Source organism: Streptomyces sp. NPDC042371, from assembly GCF_056437465.1.
On the sequence record NZ_JBWKAP010000006.1, the window covers coordinates 352,148 to 366,323 of the forward strand.

Below are 14,176 nucleotides of genomic sequence, written 5' to 3' on the forward strand. Positions count from 1 at the left end.
GACGAGCCCCTGCCGAAGGACCGGAAGCCGTCGACAGGGGACCGGTCAGGACAGCGGCTCCACCCACACATTGCGGAACCGCACCTTGTTTCCGTGATCCTGCAGCCGGATGGCACCGGCCGCCGCCGACTCGGCGTCACCCGCACCGGTCGGACCGTCCACGGCCACGTCGTCGTGGACCTTCTCGCCGTTCCACACCACGGTGACCCGGGCGTCCGACGTCTTCTTCCCGTCCGCGTCGAAGCGGGCGGCACGGAAGGTGATGTCGTACGTCTGCCACGTCTCCGGCGCCTTCGACGCGTTACGGTCGGCGGCCTTCTTCTGGTAGATCGCCCCCGCCTCGTTGTTCGCGAGCTTCTCCACGCCGTACGAGTCCAGGATCTGCACCTCGTAACGCTCCTGGAGGTAGACCCCGCTGTTCCCGCGGTCCTGCCCGGTGACGTCGTCAGGCAGCTTCGGCACCCGGAACTCGGCATGCAGCTTGAAGTCCTCGAAGGCCTGCTTGGTGCGCAGGTCGCCGCAGCAGACCTCCATGGACTTCTCGGCCTTGTGCGGCCAGGCGGCGCTGCGGCCGTCGGTGTGCTGCCAGGCGGTGGAGACGCTGCCGCCGGAGAACAGATCGATCCTGGTGCCCGGTCGGCGTACGTCAAGCGCGTCGAGGTTCACATGACCGCTGTCCTCGGCGCCGACGGCGTACGTGACCGTGTTGTGGCCCTTGCGCAGGGTGATCCGTTCGGTCTTCGTGGACCAGCGGTTCCACTCGCCCGTGGACGGCAGCCTCGTCTGCTTCGCCGCGCCGCCGTTGACGCCGACCCCGACCGTCTTGGTGCCGGGGGCCGGATGGGGGCCGTTCGCGTACCGCAGGCCCACGTCGTACGCGCCCGCCTTGTCGACCACGACGTCGAAGCTCGCCTTCGCCCCCTTGTCGCCGAAGCCGTCGACGAAGCCGCCGCCGGTGAAGCCCGCGTGCTCGTTGTCGATGTCGGCGCTGCCGGACAGCTTCGCGGACTCGGCGTCGTACGTGGTGACCGGCTCCTGCGGACCCGGCTTGGCGTTCAGGGTGTACCAGGCCTCGGTGGACCACAGCTGCTCGCCCTCGGCGGACGAGAACGGGCGGGGCGAACGCACGTGCACCACACGGTCCGGCTTCAGACCGGGGACGGTGAGCCGCACGGTGCGGCGGTCGTCCGAGAGCTTCGCCGACGCGACCGGCAGCGACTCCTCGTCGACCTTCGGGCCGCCGTAGTCCGGAGTGGGCACGTAACGCCACTGCTCGACCGCGTACGCCCCCTCGGTCAGCTTGGCCGCGGTCTCCTCGGACAGGGGCTTGGTGTAGGTGAGGTCGAAGCCGTCACGCGTGGCGCGCATCGTCTTGATGTCGAAGGCGGTCTTCCCGTTCGGCGTCAGCTTCTGCAGACCGAAGCGGAGCTTGCCCTCCTGGCCCCAGTTGCCGTCCGCGCCCAGGCCGCCGGTGTAGATCGCGCCGTCCGGACCCTCGCTGATCCGCGAGATACCGGCTTCGAGCCCCTGCGTGTGCCGGAACACCGCACCCTGGTACTCGCCGCCGACCTTCTCCAGATCCGCGCGCTGCAGCCCGCCGTACGTGACGTCACCGAAGACCATCTGTCCGGCGAACGGGCCCTTCTTCAACTGCATGGGCGTGCTCGGCGAGTTGGCGATCTCGTTCTGCGGGAGCCAGAGCACCGGCTTGGTGACGGGCTTGTCGTCGTAGGGCCCGTCGGGGTTCATGTAGTGGTTGAAGAACCGGTCCTGCTTGATGTGCACCAGCTTGGAGGCGGGCAGCCAGCCGCCCTGGTTGTCCGTGACGAACAGGTCGCCGCCGGGGCCGCGCCCGATGCCGTTCGGGGTGCGCAGGCCTCCGGCGAGGTAACTCACCTTGCCGGTCGCCTTGTTGACCTTGATGGTCGTGCCGCGGTTCGGTGCGGGTTGCGGGTCGGTCGTCGCGCCGCCGTAGTTGATGGCGACGGAGAGGTTCAGATAGAAGTCGCCCTTCTCGTAGAGCAGTCCGAAGGCGAACTCGTGGAAGTTCTTGCCGTACGGCCACTCGGCGATCTTCCGTTTCTCGTCGGTGACGTCGTCGCCGTTCGTGTCGTTCAACTCGGTCAGCTGGTGCTTCTCCGACACATACAGCTTCCCGTCCACGTACTTGATGCCCATCGGCTCCCTGAGCCCGTCGGCGATCTTCTTGTACGTGACCTTCTCCGGGCCGGTGTCACCGGTGACGTGGTCGAGCAGATACACCTCGCCCTTCGTCTCGGTGCTGCCGCCCCACGTGGAGATCGCGAGCCTGCCGTCGGGCAGCCAGTCCATCGCGGACACCTGCGGCTCGAAGCCCTTGGGGCGCAGCTCGGTCAGCTTGTAGCCGGGGTTGACCTCGGTGAGCGGAAGGCCGTCACCAGGGGTGTCGTACGTTCCCTCGCACTCCTTGCGGCCGGGCGCGGTGACTCGTACGACTCCTGCGTCCGTGCTGAGCACGGAGTTCGGCACGACCTTGAACTCGCTCGCACCCGGCGGCTTCCACTGCAGAGTGACCTGCTGGTCGCCGCCCGCGTCGAAGTGGTCGATGCGCAGCGACTGGTAGCCCGCGTTGAGCGTGATCTTCCCGTCCTTGGGCTCGGCGCCGTGCAGTCCGTCGTGGTCGATGACCTGCTGGTTGCCGAGGAAGAGCCGTGAGCCGTCGTCGCTGATCAGCCGGAAGTCGTACGCGCCCGCTTCCGGCACGTCGAGGTAGCCGATGATCTGCGACACGAAGTTGTTGCTGAAGCCGAATCCTTCGGTCGAGGTCCAGTCGGCCGTCGGGATCAGCTTGTCGACGTTGGGGGTCTGTGCGGGCTTGAGGTCGCACAGCTTGGCCAGCGGGGTCTGCACGTCGAACACCCGGAGGGTGACGCCGGGTTCCTGGGGCGGCAGGTCCGCGAACGGCCGCGGTTCGTCGTCCGCGGCCGCGGCGGGCGTGAGCAGACCGCCGCCGAGCAGGGCGGCGAGCAGCAGACCCGTGGATCTTCGGGCCCTGCGGCGGGGATGGCGGGGTCGGCCGGTCATCGGCCTGGGGCGTGGCTTCACTCTTCCTCCTGCGTGGTTCCGGCATGGGTTACGCAGATCTCTGTGGCAGAGCGACGCTCAGCGTAGGGATGGCGCCGGAGGACGTCCACACTTTGTCCAGAGAAAGGAAAAACCGGCGGGAGGAAGGTGCCGGGTGCGGGCCGCCCAATCGGGCGAATGGCGGCCGATGGTCGGCTGTTCGGACCGGGCGGGCCCGTGGGGCCGCGTTATGTCTGTGGAGTGATCACGCTTCGAGCCCGTGCGTTCCTCGCACTCAGCACCCCGGCCGCCGTTCTCCTCGCCGCCCTCGGCCCGGCGCCGCCCGCCGCGGGCGCCCAGCGGGCACCCTCCCTGGACGCGCGGGTCACCGCCGTCTCCGCGCGTGAGCTGGGCCGCAGCTGGCATCCGGGGTGCCCGGTCGCGCCCGCGGGCCTCCGGCTCATCCGGATGAACCACTGGGGCTTCGACGGCCGTGTCCACGCCGGTGAACTCGTCGTGCGCAAGCAGGCCGTGCGGCCGCTGCTGTATGTCTTCGGTCGGGCCTTCGACGCCCGGTTCCCCCTCCGCCGGATGCGGCCGATGGCGGCGTACGGCGGCAGCGACACGGCGGCCATGAAGGCCGACAACACCTCGGCGTTCAACTGCCGTGCCGTCACGGGCGATGCGTCCAGGCTCTCGCAGCATGCGTACGGGGACGCCGTGGACATCAACACGCTGGAGAACCCGTACGTGGACAGGAACGGCCGCGTCTACCCCGCCGCGGGAGCCGCCTTCCTGGACCGGCGCCGCACCGCGAAGGGCATGATCAAGGCGGGCGACGTCATCACGAAGGCGATGCGCAGGGTGGGCTGGCAGTGGGGCGGGCGCTGGCGGTCCCCGGACTACCAGCACTTCTCGGCCAACGGACGCTGACAGTCCCTTCGGGCCACCGGGGCGTGGGGGGCCGAAGGGACTGATCCGGCTGGGTCCGGGCCGGATTGAGCGTGTCCGTCGGTGTTACGCCGCCGGGTCGATGCGGGACACGGGGCCGCCGAGGTCGAGCACGTACAGCTCGCGGTTGCCGCCCTGCACGAACGAGACGACCTCGCCGCCGTTGACGCCCAGGTCGCTCACCCCGGTCACCTTGCCGTCCTTCATCTGCAGGGCGCGGACGGTGCCGTCGCAGTAGTCGCTGAACAGGTACTGGCCCTTGAGGGCGGGGATCGCCTTGCCCCGGTACACGAAGCCACCGGTCACGGAGCAGCCCAGGCCGTTGCGGTCGTACTCGTGGACCGGCGGCACGTGGTTCGCGGGCTCGGTGCCCTCGCGGAAGGGGTGGGTGCCCTCCATCTGCGACCAGCCGTAGTTCTCGCCGCCCTTGCTGGCCGCCGGGGCCCGGTCGATCTCCTCCCAGGCGCTCTGGCCGACGTCGCCGATGAACACGTCGCCGCTGCCCGCGTCGAACGAGAACCGCCACGGATTGCGCAGTCCGTACGACCAGATCTCGTCCTTCGCCTTCGGGTCGCCGACGAACGGGTTGTCGGCCGGGATCGCGTACGGCTTGCCGCCGCGCGGGTCGATCCGCAGCAGCTTGCCGAGGAGCGTGTCGAGGTTCTGGCCGTTGCCGTGCGGGTCGCCGCCCGAGCCGCCGTCGCCGAACGCGATGTAGAGGTAGCCGTCGGGGCCGAACTTGATGTCGCCGCCGTTGTGGTTCTCGTAGGGCTGCGTCTGGGTGAGGACGGTGCGCCGGGTGTCCGGCTGGAGCTTGCCCTTGCGCACGGCGAACTCGTCGATGGTGCTGGTGCCTTCGAGGTTCGTGAACGAGATGTAGAAGTGCTTGAAGTCCTTGTCGAACGCGATGCCGAGCAGCCCCCGCTCGCCGTCGGTGGTGGTCTCCGAGGAGATGTCGAGGACGGGCTTGCTGAGCCCCTGCCCGGTCAATGTCCGTACGGTTCCCGCGCGTTCGGCGATCCAGACCTTGCCGCCGGGCCCGGCCGTACCGGCGGACGGGTTCTTGGCCGTGGCCACCTTGGTGAGCGCGACCTTCGCGGCCTCGCGCGGGGCGGCGCGTTCGTCGGCGGATGCCGTGGTCAGGGCGAGGGATGCAATGAGGCAGATGGAGCCGATGACCGCCGTACTTCTGGTGCGAACTTTCACCGTGATCCTCCTGGAGGCCGTGTGCAACCGGGGTGGGGGGTTGGTGCGGTGTGCCACTGGCCACGGTGAGAATACTGGGGCAGGAGTTCTTGGTATAGACCATGAACTCGTTGTTCTCCGCCTCGTGCACTGCCTCCGTCAAATGATCATGCTTCACCAGATGGGGGAGGGGAAACGCATGTCCATTCGCATCGCTCGACGGAAGCGCATATTCCGCAGGGGTGGCGCCGTGGCGCTCGGCGTCGCGGTGGCCCTGGCGGGAGCCACCGGCACGGGCGCCGCGGCCGAGGGCTCCGACAGGCCCGGGTCCACCGGCGAGCACGCCGCCACCCAGCGGGCCATCGACGCGCTGGAGCAGGCCGGAATGCCGGGAGTCGCCGCCGAGGTGAAGGACCCGCAGGGCAAGTGGTTCGGATCCGCGGGCTACGCCGACACCGCGACGCAGCGCGAACGCACCGCGGCCGACCACCTGCGTGCGGGAAGCAACACCAAGTCCCTCATCGCGGTGGTGCTGCTGCAGCTGGAGGCCGAGGGGAAGCTGAGCCTGGACGACTCCGTGGAGCGCTGGCTGCCCGGCGTCCTGCAGGGCAACGGCTACGACGGCACCAAGATCACGGTGCGCCAGCTCCTCAACCACACCAGCGGCGTGCACGACATGGTGTCCACGCCGGAGTGGCGGGAGTACATCAACGGCCCGGGCTTCCTGCTCCACCGCTACGAGACGTGGAGCCCCGAGCGGATCGTCGGTCTGGCGCTCAAGTACAAGCCCGACTTCGAGCCCGGCACGAGCTGGAACTACTCCAACACCAACTTCGTGCTCGCGGGCATGCTCATCGAGAAGGTCACGGGCCACACGTACGCCGACGAGGCCGAACGGCGCATCATCAAGCGCCTGAAGCTGCGCGAGACGTCGTTCCCCGGCACCGACCCGAAGCTGCCCGCTCCTTACGCGAAGGGTTACTCCAAGCTGTACGCGGAGAACCCCGGCCCCGAGATCCACGACGCCACGGAGTACAACCCGGCGTGGTCCGGCGCGACCGGCGAGGTCATCAGCACCACGGGCGACCTCAACCGCTACTACAGCGCCCTGATGAAGGGTGACCTGCTGCCGCCCGCGCAGCAACGGGAGTTGCTGAACACCGTCGAGACCGGCACCTTCTTCAAGTACGGTGCCGGTCTGATCGTCCGCACCCTGTCGTGCGGAGTGAAGGTCTACGGCCATGACGGCATCGTCTGGGGCTCGCTGACCAGCACGGCGACCACGGCCGACGGCAAGCACACGCTGACGTTCCACCTCAACGGTGACTGGCTGGAGGACGGCCGACCCTACGAGAACGTCTTCGAAGCGGAGTTCTGCGGCAAGGAGTAGCCCGGAGCGGCGCGGCCCGGCATGCCGCGTCAGGGGATGAGCGCCGGTATCCGTCGGCGCACATCCTCGTACAGGTTCCGCATCGCCATGCGGTAGAGCTCGGACTGGTGGGCGCCGAGGAAGCCGGTGTGCCCGAACACCTCCAGGACCACCATGCCGTGCACATAGCCCCACACGCTCAGCAGCAGGGCGGTCGCGGGCGGCGGCAGCGGCCCGCCGCCCGGCGACGCCTCGTCCGCCGGGGGCCACAGGTGGCCCAGATGCCCCAGGAACGCGGGTGAGAGCAACCGGACGTCGGCGGCCGCCAGTTGCTCCGGCGTGAACCCGCGGAACAGCTCTCGCTCGAAGACCGCGCTCATCCTTCGGTTGGCCTCCGTGGTGGGGCCGTCGACGGGCGCGTGGTAGCCCCGCAGCGGTGCTCCGTAGAGGAGTTGGAACCGCTCGGGGTTGGCGATGGCCCATCGACGGTAACCCTCAGCCGCCACGATCATGCCCGGCAGGTCCGGCTCGTCCGCCTTGCCCGCCTCATCTGCCTTGTCCGGCGCGGTTTCCGTCGCGGCCTGCACGGCGTCGGCCAGGTCGTCGTACGCCTTGGTGATGAGCGCAGTGACGAGGTCGTCCCGGCTCGGGAAGTAGTGGTACAGCGCCTGCACGGTCATGCCGAGGCTCCGGGCCACCGCGCGCAACGACAGCGCGTGCGGGCCGTGTTCGACGATGTGCGACTCGGCGGCGCTCACGATCTCGTGGACGGCGACGGCCCGCCGCCGCTCGCGCAACGACAGCCTGATCGCAGGGGCTTCGTGGGTGGACATACAGCGACCGTACGTCGGTCTCCCTCGTCATGGAACCGAAATCGGGCATCCCGTGAAGAAAATCTAACACTGCTCAATTTTGTTGTGCCCCGCTAGCGTCGGCAACGGCGGCGAGGAGCGCTACACCGCGTGATCGCCCCGCCCGTCGCATGCCGTGTGCACCGCTTGCCGTGTTCATCGCATGCCCATGCACCGCAAGCCCGAAGGAGAAAGCGCGTGTTCGAACGCATAGCCGAGCTGGCGATCCGCCGGTCCCGGCTGGTACTCATCGTCGCCGCAGTGGTCGTGGCCCTCATGGGCGCCTTGGGAGCCGGTGCGTTCGGGAAGTTGCTGGGGGGCGGCTTCGACGACCCGGCCTCCCAGTCCTCCCGGGCCAGGGACGTCATCGACGAGAAGCTCGGCGGGGAGACGAACCTGGTCTTCCTCGTCCGCGCCGCCGACGGCCGCATCGACGCCCCCGCGGCCAAGCAGCGCGGCCGGGCCCTGGTCTCCGACCTCAAGAAGGAGGCGGACCTGCAGAACGTGGTCTCGTACTGGGACACGAACAGCCCCGATCTCCGCTCCAAGGACGGCCGCGAGGCCATCGTGCTCGCCCGGGTGAAGGGCCACGACGCGGAGCAGCAGGAGAACGCGAAGGGCGTCATCGACGACTACGCGGGAACGTACGAGGACACGCTCACGGTCAAGGCCGGAGGCAGCGCGGGCGTGAGCTACGAGATGGGGCCGCAGACCGAGGAGGACCTCGTCCTGGCCGAGACCATCGCCGTGCCGCTCATCCTCCTGCTGCTCCTGGTCGTGTTCGGCACCCTGGTCTCCGCGCTGCTGCCGCTCGCCATCGCGCTCATCGCCATCGTGGGCGTGTTCGCGGAGCTCTACGTGGTCGGCAGCGTCACCGACGTCTCCATCTTCGCCATCAACCTGACCACGGCCCTCGGCCTCGGACTCGGCGTCGACTACGCCCTGTTGATGATCAGCCGGTTCCGTGAGCAGCTCGCGGCGGGGACGGGCGTGGAGGACGCCGTCCGCAAGACGATGAGCACGGCGGGCCGCACGGTCGCGTTCTCCGCGGCGACCGTGGCGGCCGCGCTCGCGGCGCTCATGGTGTTCCCGCAGTACTTCCTGCGCTCGTTCGGCTACTCCGGTGTCGGTGTCGTCGTCATCGCGGCCCTGGCCTCCCTGTTCGTGATGCCCGCGCTGCTCAACGTGCTGGGGCACCGGGTGAACAGCGGGCGGATGCCGTGGGCGAGGCGGGCGCGCTCCGGAGGCCGGGAGTCGGGATGGGGACGTCTCGCCCGCACCGCCATGCGGCGCCCGGCGCTCACCGCGCTGCCCGTGCTCGCGGTGCTGCTCCTCGCGGCGAGCCCGCTCCTCGGCATCACCTTCGGCACGGCGGACGAACGCGTCCTGCCCGAGGACGCCAAGAGCCGTGAGGTCTCGGTGTCGCTGCGGGAGAACTTCGACGGCAACGACGCGGCGGCCCTGCACGTCGTCATCGATCAGGCGGTGGACAAGGCCCCGTTGGCGGCGTACGCGGCGAAGCTGTCCGGTCTCGAGGGTGTCGCCCGCGTCGAGACGAGTGCGGGCGCCTACGCCGACGGGCAGCCGAAGTCGACCGGCCCCGGCAACCCGGCGCTCGGCCGTCCCGCCGCGCAGCAGCTCAACGTGGTGAGCACCCTGACGCCGAAGTCCGACGCGGCGAAGGGCCTCGTGGACGAGGTGCGGGCGGCCGCACCGCCGTCGGGGACGCACCCGCTGGTGGGCGGTGGTGACGCCGAACTGGTCGACTCCAACGCGTCCATCGCAGACCGGCTGCCGCTCGCCGTGGGCCTCATCGTCGTCACCACCTTCCTGCTGCTCTTCCTCTTCACCGGCAGCGTCGTGCAGCCGCTGCGGGCGCTGGTCCTCAACGTGGTCAGCCTGGGCGCGACCGTCGGCGTGATGACGTGGATCTTCCAGGACGGCCATCTCTCCGGGGTGCTCGGCTTCACCGCGCAGCCGATGGAGACGTCGATGACCGTGCTGATGTTCTGCGTCGCCTTCGGTCTCTCGATGGACTACGAAGTGTTCGTCACCAGTCGGATCAAGGAACTGCACGAGCTGGGCGAGGACAACGAGTCCGCGGTGGTGGGCGGCCTCGGGCACACCGGACGCATCGTCAGCGCGGCGGCTGCCCTGATCGCGGTCAGCTTCTTCGCCTTCGGCACGGCGGAGATCAGCTTCATGCAACTCTTCGGCCTGGGCAGCGGGTTGGCCATCCTCATCGACGCCATCGCCGTGCGCGGCATCCTCGTCCCGGCCGCGATGCGCCTGCTCGGCCGCTCCGCCTGGTACGCACCCGGGCCGCTGCGCAGGTTCCACGACCGGTTCGGCCTGAGCGAGGACGGGCCCGCGCCCGCGCCGCGGCGGCCTGTGGCGGTGAACCCGCGGGAGAAGGACTCGGCGGGCATCTGATCCGTACGCCGGGACGCCGGGACGCCGGGACGCCGGGACGCCGGGACGCGACACGGGGCAGGGCCGCCCGTGTCGCGTCCCGGCGTCTGCTGTTTCCCCTCACGTCTCCCTCGTGTCCCCCTCGTGACTTCCGTCACAACGCTCTCGGTATGTGCAGGTGGCACAGTCCGTGGCGTTCGGAATCTCCTGTTCCGCAAAGAAGTTGGGCCGCACGGTTAACCCCGCGCGCGCGACGGCGCGATGTAGGGGCGAGGACGATGTCCTCCCGGGCGCGCAACGGGGCGCCCCGGCCGGCCATGTGAAGCGAAAAGGAGCAGTCCGTGAGGCCTCAATGGGCCGGGCATCCTGCCGAAGGGGGTGCGGGGGGTGACTGAACCGTCTGAGCAGGAGCACCCTCTGGTTGACCCTGCCGAGCTGACAGCCGACTTCGAGACGTTCTTCCGGGACCACAAGAAGGAGTTCCTGAAGTCGGCCGGTTCGCGGGTGCGCAATGTGCACGACGCCGAGGAGATCGTCCTCAGTGCAGGCGAGCGCATCTACTTCAAGTGGGAGCGGATTCAGGCTCATGCGAATCCGGTTGCGTATGCCCACCAGATCCTCAACTGGGAGATAGCCACCTTCTTCCGGAAGCAGGCCCGAATATCCGGCAGGGAGACGCCCTACGGGGAGCTGCCCTTCGCCGATGTACCGGCCGCCGACGACCTGCTCGCCCTCAAGGACTACGAGGAACTGGACCAGGCTCTGGAGCGCCTGGAGGAACGTGCACCCATGCGGGCGGCCTGCGTACGGCTGCGTTTCCTGTGCGGACTGACCAATCGCGAAGTCGGGGAACGGCTGGAGATCAGCCCGGACTGTGTGAAGGTGCACGTGTGCAGAGGCCTCAAAGACCTTCAATCCCTCATGGATCTCCCCACTCGGGGAAAAGGAGATTCCTGATGCTGGAAGACATCCTGCGCAACAGCGCGCAGGAACTGGATCTACAATTCGAAGCCCACGACAGCGACGCCTTCATGCACCGCCTCGCCGTCCGGATCACCCAGGACGCCGCCCTGCCGCCGCGTGTCCAGAGCGGCACCGCTGCCAAGGAGGCCGCCGCGGCCAAGGAGGCCCCGGGGCCCGCACGGCGTACGGGCGCCTCGCGGCCCCGCTCGCGCCGCGGTGTGCGCCGCAGCCCCACGCCGCTCTGCCCACCCGACCCCGCGGCCGCGCCGGACGCGGTCCTTGAGCACGTGCGGGGGCTGTGCAGACAGGTGGTGAGCTCCGCCCACATCGGCTCCCTGGCCGACTTCGCCGACGACTACGACGAGGCCGGGGCGCGGACGTTCGCCTGTCTGCTGTACGTGCTCGACCGGCGCGAGGGCGCGCTCTTCTGGTGGCGGTTCGCGGCCGGTGCGGGCGATCCGCTGGCCGCCTATCTGCTGGCGGCGCACCACGCGGCCGTGGGGACGGTTCCGGAGGCGCGTGTGTGGCGGGCTTTCTCCCGGCTGCTTGGCTTCGCCGAGCGCCACCTCCCCCGCCTGGGGCGGGGTGCCGTGCCCTGCGACGACTCCGGGGCGCGGGAGTTGCTCGGGGGCAACGACACGGTCCTGTGGGCCTTCATGAAGACGGACGACGTGGCGCTCGCGGTGAGTCGGTGAACCACCGCCGGACCGGCCTGCGTACGCGAGCGGGCCGTCCGGCGTACGCCGTCGCGCTCGTCTATAGCAGAAGCAATTCGCGGGTGCGGGATTGTTCGGCGTAGTGGATGCAAAGAGGCCGCAGGGGGTCGACGAAAGTGTCCGATCGGCCCGAAAATGCACTGCAGTTGGGGGCAAATGTCCGAATAGCTTTGCGCATACCGTGTCACTACGCTCACCGAGCGCGAGCCCGTTCTCTTAGCGGGGTCCCGGGCTCGCGCTCTTGATGAATGCAAACCAAGAAAGAGGACGTTACGCATGCCCCATTTCCCTGGCCGCTTCCGGTTCGAGCGCGCTCGGCGCCGAACCGGTCCCGACCATAACAGCGCACCGGTCGCCCCGTATATGACGGGCAACACTGAACACGCGGCAGGCAACAAAACTGGCAACCCGCTGGTCACGGCCTTGCAGGCGCCGCCCCTGATCGTGTTCCACGGCGAGCCGAGCCTCTCCGAAACCGCAGCGTCCCTCGTCATTGCTGCTGTGTGGATGGGCGGGGTGTATCTGCTCGGCCGCACCGGACAGAACTGACGGACCACCGGAGGTCGGCCTGTCCGGCTGGCCTCCGGTGCCACGCCGGTGCCCAAGTTCCCGACGAAAAGGGGATTGGATCACCGGCTCCTGTCACGGAATTCACGGCCGGAGCAGTGCGGTGGTCCGAGGCTTTGGCCACCACTTTTGCCAGGAAGGGACCCATCATGAATCAGCCGAATATGCGAGAAAGGGTGTGCCCGCAGTGCGGCAACACCTGGATTTCGCAGGGAGCCGGACGCCCCGGCACCTACTGCGGCACCAAGTGCCGCCAGGCGGCCAACCGCGAGAGCAGGAAGAGCCGTCCGGAGCCGCCCGACACCCGGCTCGTCGACGAGCAGCTCCTCCAGGACTTCCACGCCATCCAGGACGAGGTCGAGGAACTGCTCGGCTCCCTCGACTACTCCGGTGCGCCGCCCGAAGACCCCCTGCGCATCCTGGTGCGCATCCAGCAGCGGCTGGACGCCGTCACCATCGGCCTGGTCGGCCGCGCCCGGGCCCGCGACGCCAGTTGGACCAATGTCGGCGCGGCCATGAACCTGACCCCGGACACGGTCCGCCACAAATACGCCACTGCGATGGAGCGCTACCAGCGCAAGCGGGCACCCCGTTCGCAGCGTCCGGCGGGGCCCACGCCGCGCAGACCGGCGGCGCCCGACGACGGACCGGGCCCCGGTCCCGTCCGCTACATGATCACCGGCACCTTCGGTCAGCACGCCGACGAGGAGGGCGCCGATGTCGTCGTCTGCGCCGAAGAGCTGGCCCCCGCCCTGGCCTCCCTGCACCGCGCCAGCGGCCGCACGCTGCGTTCGGTCGCCGAGCAGGCCCGCCTCTCGCCGGGCTATGTCTCGCGCATCATCGCCGGTGAACGCCTGCCCTCCTGGTCCGTCGTCTGCCGCCTGGCGCGTGCCTGTGGTGCGTCCCCTGGCCAGCTGCGGCCGTTGTGGGAGAGCGCCCTGACCCGCCGCGGCGCGAAGAGGAACGCGACGCCCTCCCTACATGCGGCGCTGCGCTATCTGTACCGCCGAGCCGGACGCCCCGATCCGGCCCAACTGGCAGCGGAAAACGGTCATCTGACGGCCCAGCAGATCACTGCCATGCTGGAGAGCGCCGCGGTGCTGGAGTGGGAGACCGTCCAGGAGCTCGTCTTCGCCCTGGACGGTGAAGCCGCCTACTTCGAGCCGCTCTGGCACACCGCCGTGCAGAACGGCCTGTCGCTGACCGGCCGAGCCCTGCCGCTGCCCCCACTCGCGTACCCGAGTCGCGGCACGACGGGCCCCGTCGCGGTCTTCCGGCTGCTGACCCAGTTCAACGGCGTCCTCAAGAGCAACCCGCTGCTCACTGAGAACATGCGGATGCAGGTGCGCCGCACCATTGCCCGACGGGCGAGAGCCGCGGCCATCTGAGGGCGCGGGGGCGCGGGGGTGGCTGGGGCAGATGACGACCAGACGGCTGGACGCAGCCTCCCTGCTGGACGCAGCCTCCCTGCTGGAAGCGGCTTCCCTGCTGGTCCCGGAAGACGTGGCCACGGGTAGCGACATCACGGTTAACGACGTCTGGGAGTACCTCGCCCACGACGACTGGGAAGTGGCCCTGGCCCTGCTGGAGGAACTCGGCGGCGACACCGACTCGCTCCCGCTCGACTTCTGGGAGTCCCTCGCCACCGCCGCCGAGCAGGCGCGGCTGGCGCGGAGCGCGGCCTGGTGCCGCTGGCGCTGTCACGAGACACGCCAGGGCATCGTCATCCGAGCCGACCTCACTCTCACCCCTGCCGACGAGGGCCGCCGAAAGACACCGTTCCCGGGGGCAGGCGTCCTTCGGCCCCTGTGGAACATCGGGCGCCGCACGGCAACAGGCGAACTCGACCTCTGCGTCGCCGCTCTCTGGGCGGAATTCGCACCCTTCGTGGACCCCGGCGGACAAGCATCGGTACGCCTCGCCCCACTCACCCCGGTGCAGTGGCAGCACCTGCGACCCGGTCAAGTGATCACCATGCGCGAGGACCGGACCGTCGCAGGGACGGCGGTGGTCCGCTCGCTTCGTCCTGTCCACGGACACGTCGGGGAGACCACGATGGTCCAGACGGAGCAGGGAGGCTGCAAGAAGTAGAGCGCTCACGCTTCAAGCGACCGACGCGG

Annotated in this window: 11 protein-coding genes; 8 read left to right on the forward strand and 3 right to left on the reverse strand. The window is 69.3% G+C overall.

All coding sequences use genetic code 11. The features are described 5' to 3' along the window. Window positions 1-45 precede the first annotated feature (45 nt). Window positions 46-3,063, reverse strand: coding sequence for a 3-keto-alpha-glucoside-1,2-lyase-like domain-containing protein (locus tag AC068B_RS20655; RefSeq protein WP_478673077.1), 3,018 nt, complete (start codon window positions 3,061-3,063; stop codon window positions 46-48). 240 nt (window positions 3,064-3,303) lie between these two features. On the opposite strand from AC068B_RS20655, the gene AC068B_RS20660 reads away from it, so the two are divergent. After that, window positions 3,304-3,975 (forward strand): M15 family metallopeptidase, encoded by a 672-nt coding sequence (locus AC068B_RS20660; RefSeq protein ID WP_478673079.1) that lies wholly within the window; start codon window positions 3,304-3,306, stop codon window positions 3,973-3,975. Between the two features lie 84 nt (window positions 3,976-4,059). Here the strand turns inward: AC068B_RS20660 and AC068B_RS20665 are convergent, their stop codons facing one another. Continuing rightward, window positions 4,060-5,199, reverse strand: a complete 1,140-nt coding sequence (locus AC068B_RS20665; RefSeq protein ID WP_478673080.1) for a PQQ-dependent sugar dehydrogenase — start codon at window positions 5,197-5,199, stop codon at window positions 4,060-4,062. Window positions 5,200-5,377: 178 nt separating this feature from the next. Here AC068B_RS20665 and AC068B_RS20670 point away from each other — a divergent pair, with 178 nt between their 5' ends. Continuing rightward, window positions 5,378-6,568: a serine hydrolase domain-containing protein gene (locus AC068B_RS20670; RefSeq protein WP_478673082.1), complete on the forward strand. Its 1,191-nt coding sequence runs from the start codon at window positions 5,378-5,380 to the stop codon at window positions 6,566-6,568. Between the two features lie 29 nt (window positions 6,569-6,597). On the opposite strand, the gene AC068B_RS20675 is transcribed toward AC068B_RS20670, so the two are convergent. Continuing rightward, window positions 6,598-7,380, reverse strand: a complete 783-nt coding sequence (locus AC068B_RS20675; protein ID WP_478673083.1) for a TetR/AcrR family transcriptional regulator — start codon at window positions 7,378-7,380, stop codon at window positions 6,598-6,600. A gap of 216 nt (window positions 7,381-7,596) precedes the next feature. On the opposite strand from AC068B_RS20675, the gene AC068B_RS20680 reads away from it, so the two are divergent. From AC068B_RS20680 to AC068B_RS20705, 6 genes are all read left to right on the forward strand, one after another. Beyond that, window positions 7,597-9,831, forward strand: a complete 2,235-nt coding sequence (locus AC068B_RS20680; RefSeq protein ID WP_478673085.1) for an MMPL family transporter — start codon at window positions 7,597-7,599, stop codon at window positions 9,829-9,831. Window positions 9,832-10,197: 366 nt separating this feature from the next. Further along, complete coding sequence (locus tag AC068B_RS20685) at window positions 10,198-10,767, forward strand: sigma-70 family RNA polymerase sigma factor (protein ID WP_478673086.1); 570 nt, start codon at window positions 10,198-10,200, stop codon at window positions 10,765-10,767. Next, on the forward strand, window positions 10,767-11,468 hold the full coding sequence (locus AC068B_RS20690) for a hypothetical protein (protein ID WP_478673087.1): 702 nt from the start codon (window positions 10,767-10,769) through the stop codon (window positions 11,466-11,468). Before AC068B_RS20685 ends, AC068B_RS20690 begins: the two co-directional genes overlap by 1 nt. Before the next feature lie 297 nt (window positions 11,469-11,765). Next, on the forward strand, window positions 11,766-12,038 hold the full coding sequence (locus tag AC068B_RS20695) for a hypothetical protein (RefSeq protein ID WP_478673089.1): 273 nt from the start codon (window positions 11,766-11,768) through the stop codon (window positions 12,036-12,038). Between the two features lie 167 nt (window positions 12,039-12,205). Beyond that, window positions 12,206-13,444: a helix-turn-helix domain-containing protein gene (locus AC068B_RS20700; RefSeq protein ID WP_478673090.1), complete on the forward strand. Its 1,239-nt coding sequence runs from the start codon at window positions 12,206-12,208 to the stop codon at window positions 13,442-13,444. Between the two features lie 31 nt (window positions 13,445-13,475). Continuing rightward, window positions 13,476-14,147, forward strand: a complete 672-nt coding sequence (locus AC068B_RS20705) for a hypothetical protein (protein WP_478673091.1) — start codon at window positions 13,476-13,478, stop codon at window positions 14,145-14,147. The last annotated feature ends 29 nt before the right edge of the window (window positions 14,148-14,176 follow it).

What these genes read in the sequence shown, in the direction of transcription:
- AC068B_RS20655 (WP_478673077.1), bottom strand. Translation starts at nt 3,063, where the DNA reads ATGACCGGCCGACCCCGCCATCCCCGCCGCAGGGCCCGAAGATCCACG.
- AC068B_RS20670 (WP_478673082.1), top strand. Translation starts at nt 5,378, where the DNA reads ATGTCCATTCGCATCGCTCGACGGAAGCGCATATTCCGCAGGGGTGGC.
- AC068B_RS20675 (WP_478673083.1), bottom strand. Translation starts at nt 7,380, where the DNA reads ATGTCCACCCACGAAGCCCCTGCGATCAGGCTGTCGTTGCGCGAGCGG.
- AC068B_RS20690 (WP_478673087.1), top strand. Translation starts at nt 10,767, where the DNA reads ATGCTGGAAGACATCCTGCGCAACAGCGCGCAGGAACTGGATCTACAA.
- AC068B_RS20695 (WP_478673089.1), top strand. Translation starts at nt 11,766, where the DNA reads ATGCCCCATTTCCCTGGCCGCTTCCGGTTCGAGCGCGCTCGGCGCCGA.
- AC068B_RS20700 (WP_478673090.1), top strand. Translation starts at nt 12,206, where the DNA reads ATGAATCAGCCGAATATGCGAGAAAGGGTGTGCCCGCAGTGCGGCAAC.
- AC068B_RS20705 (WP_478673091.1), top strand. Translation starts at nt 13,476, where the DNA reads ATGACGACCAGACGGCTGGACGCAGCCTCCCTGCTGGACGCAGCCTCC.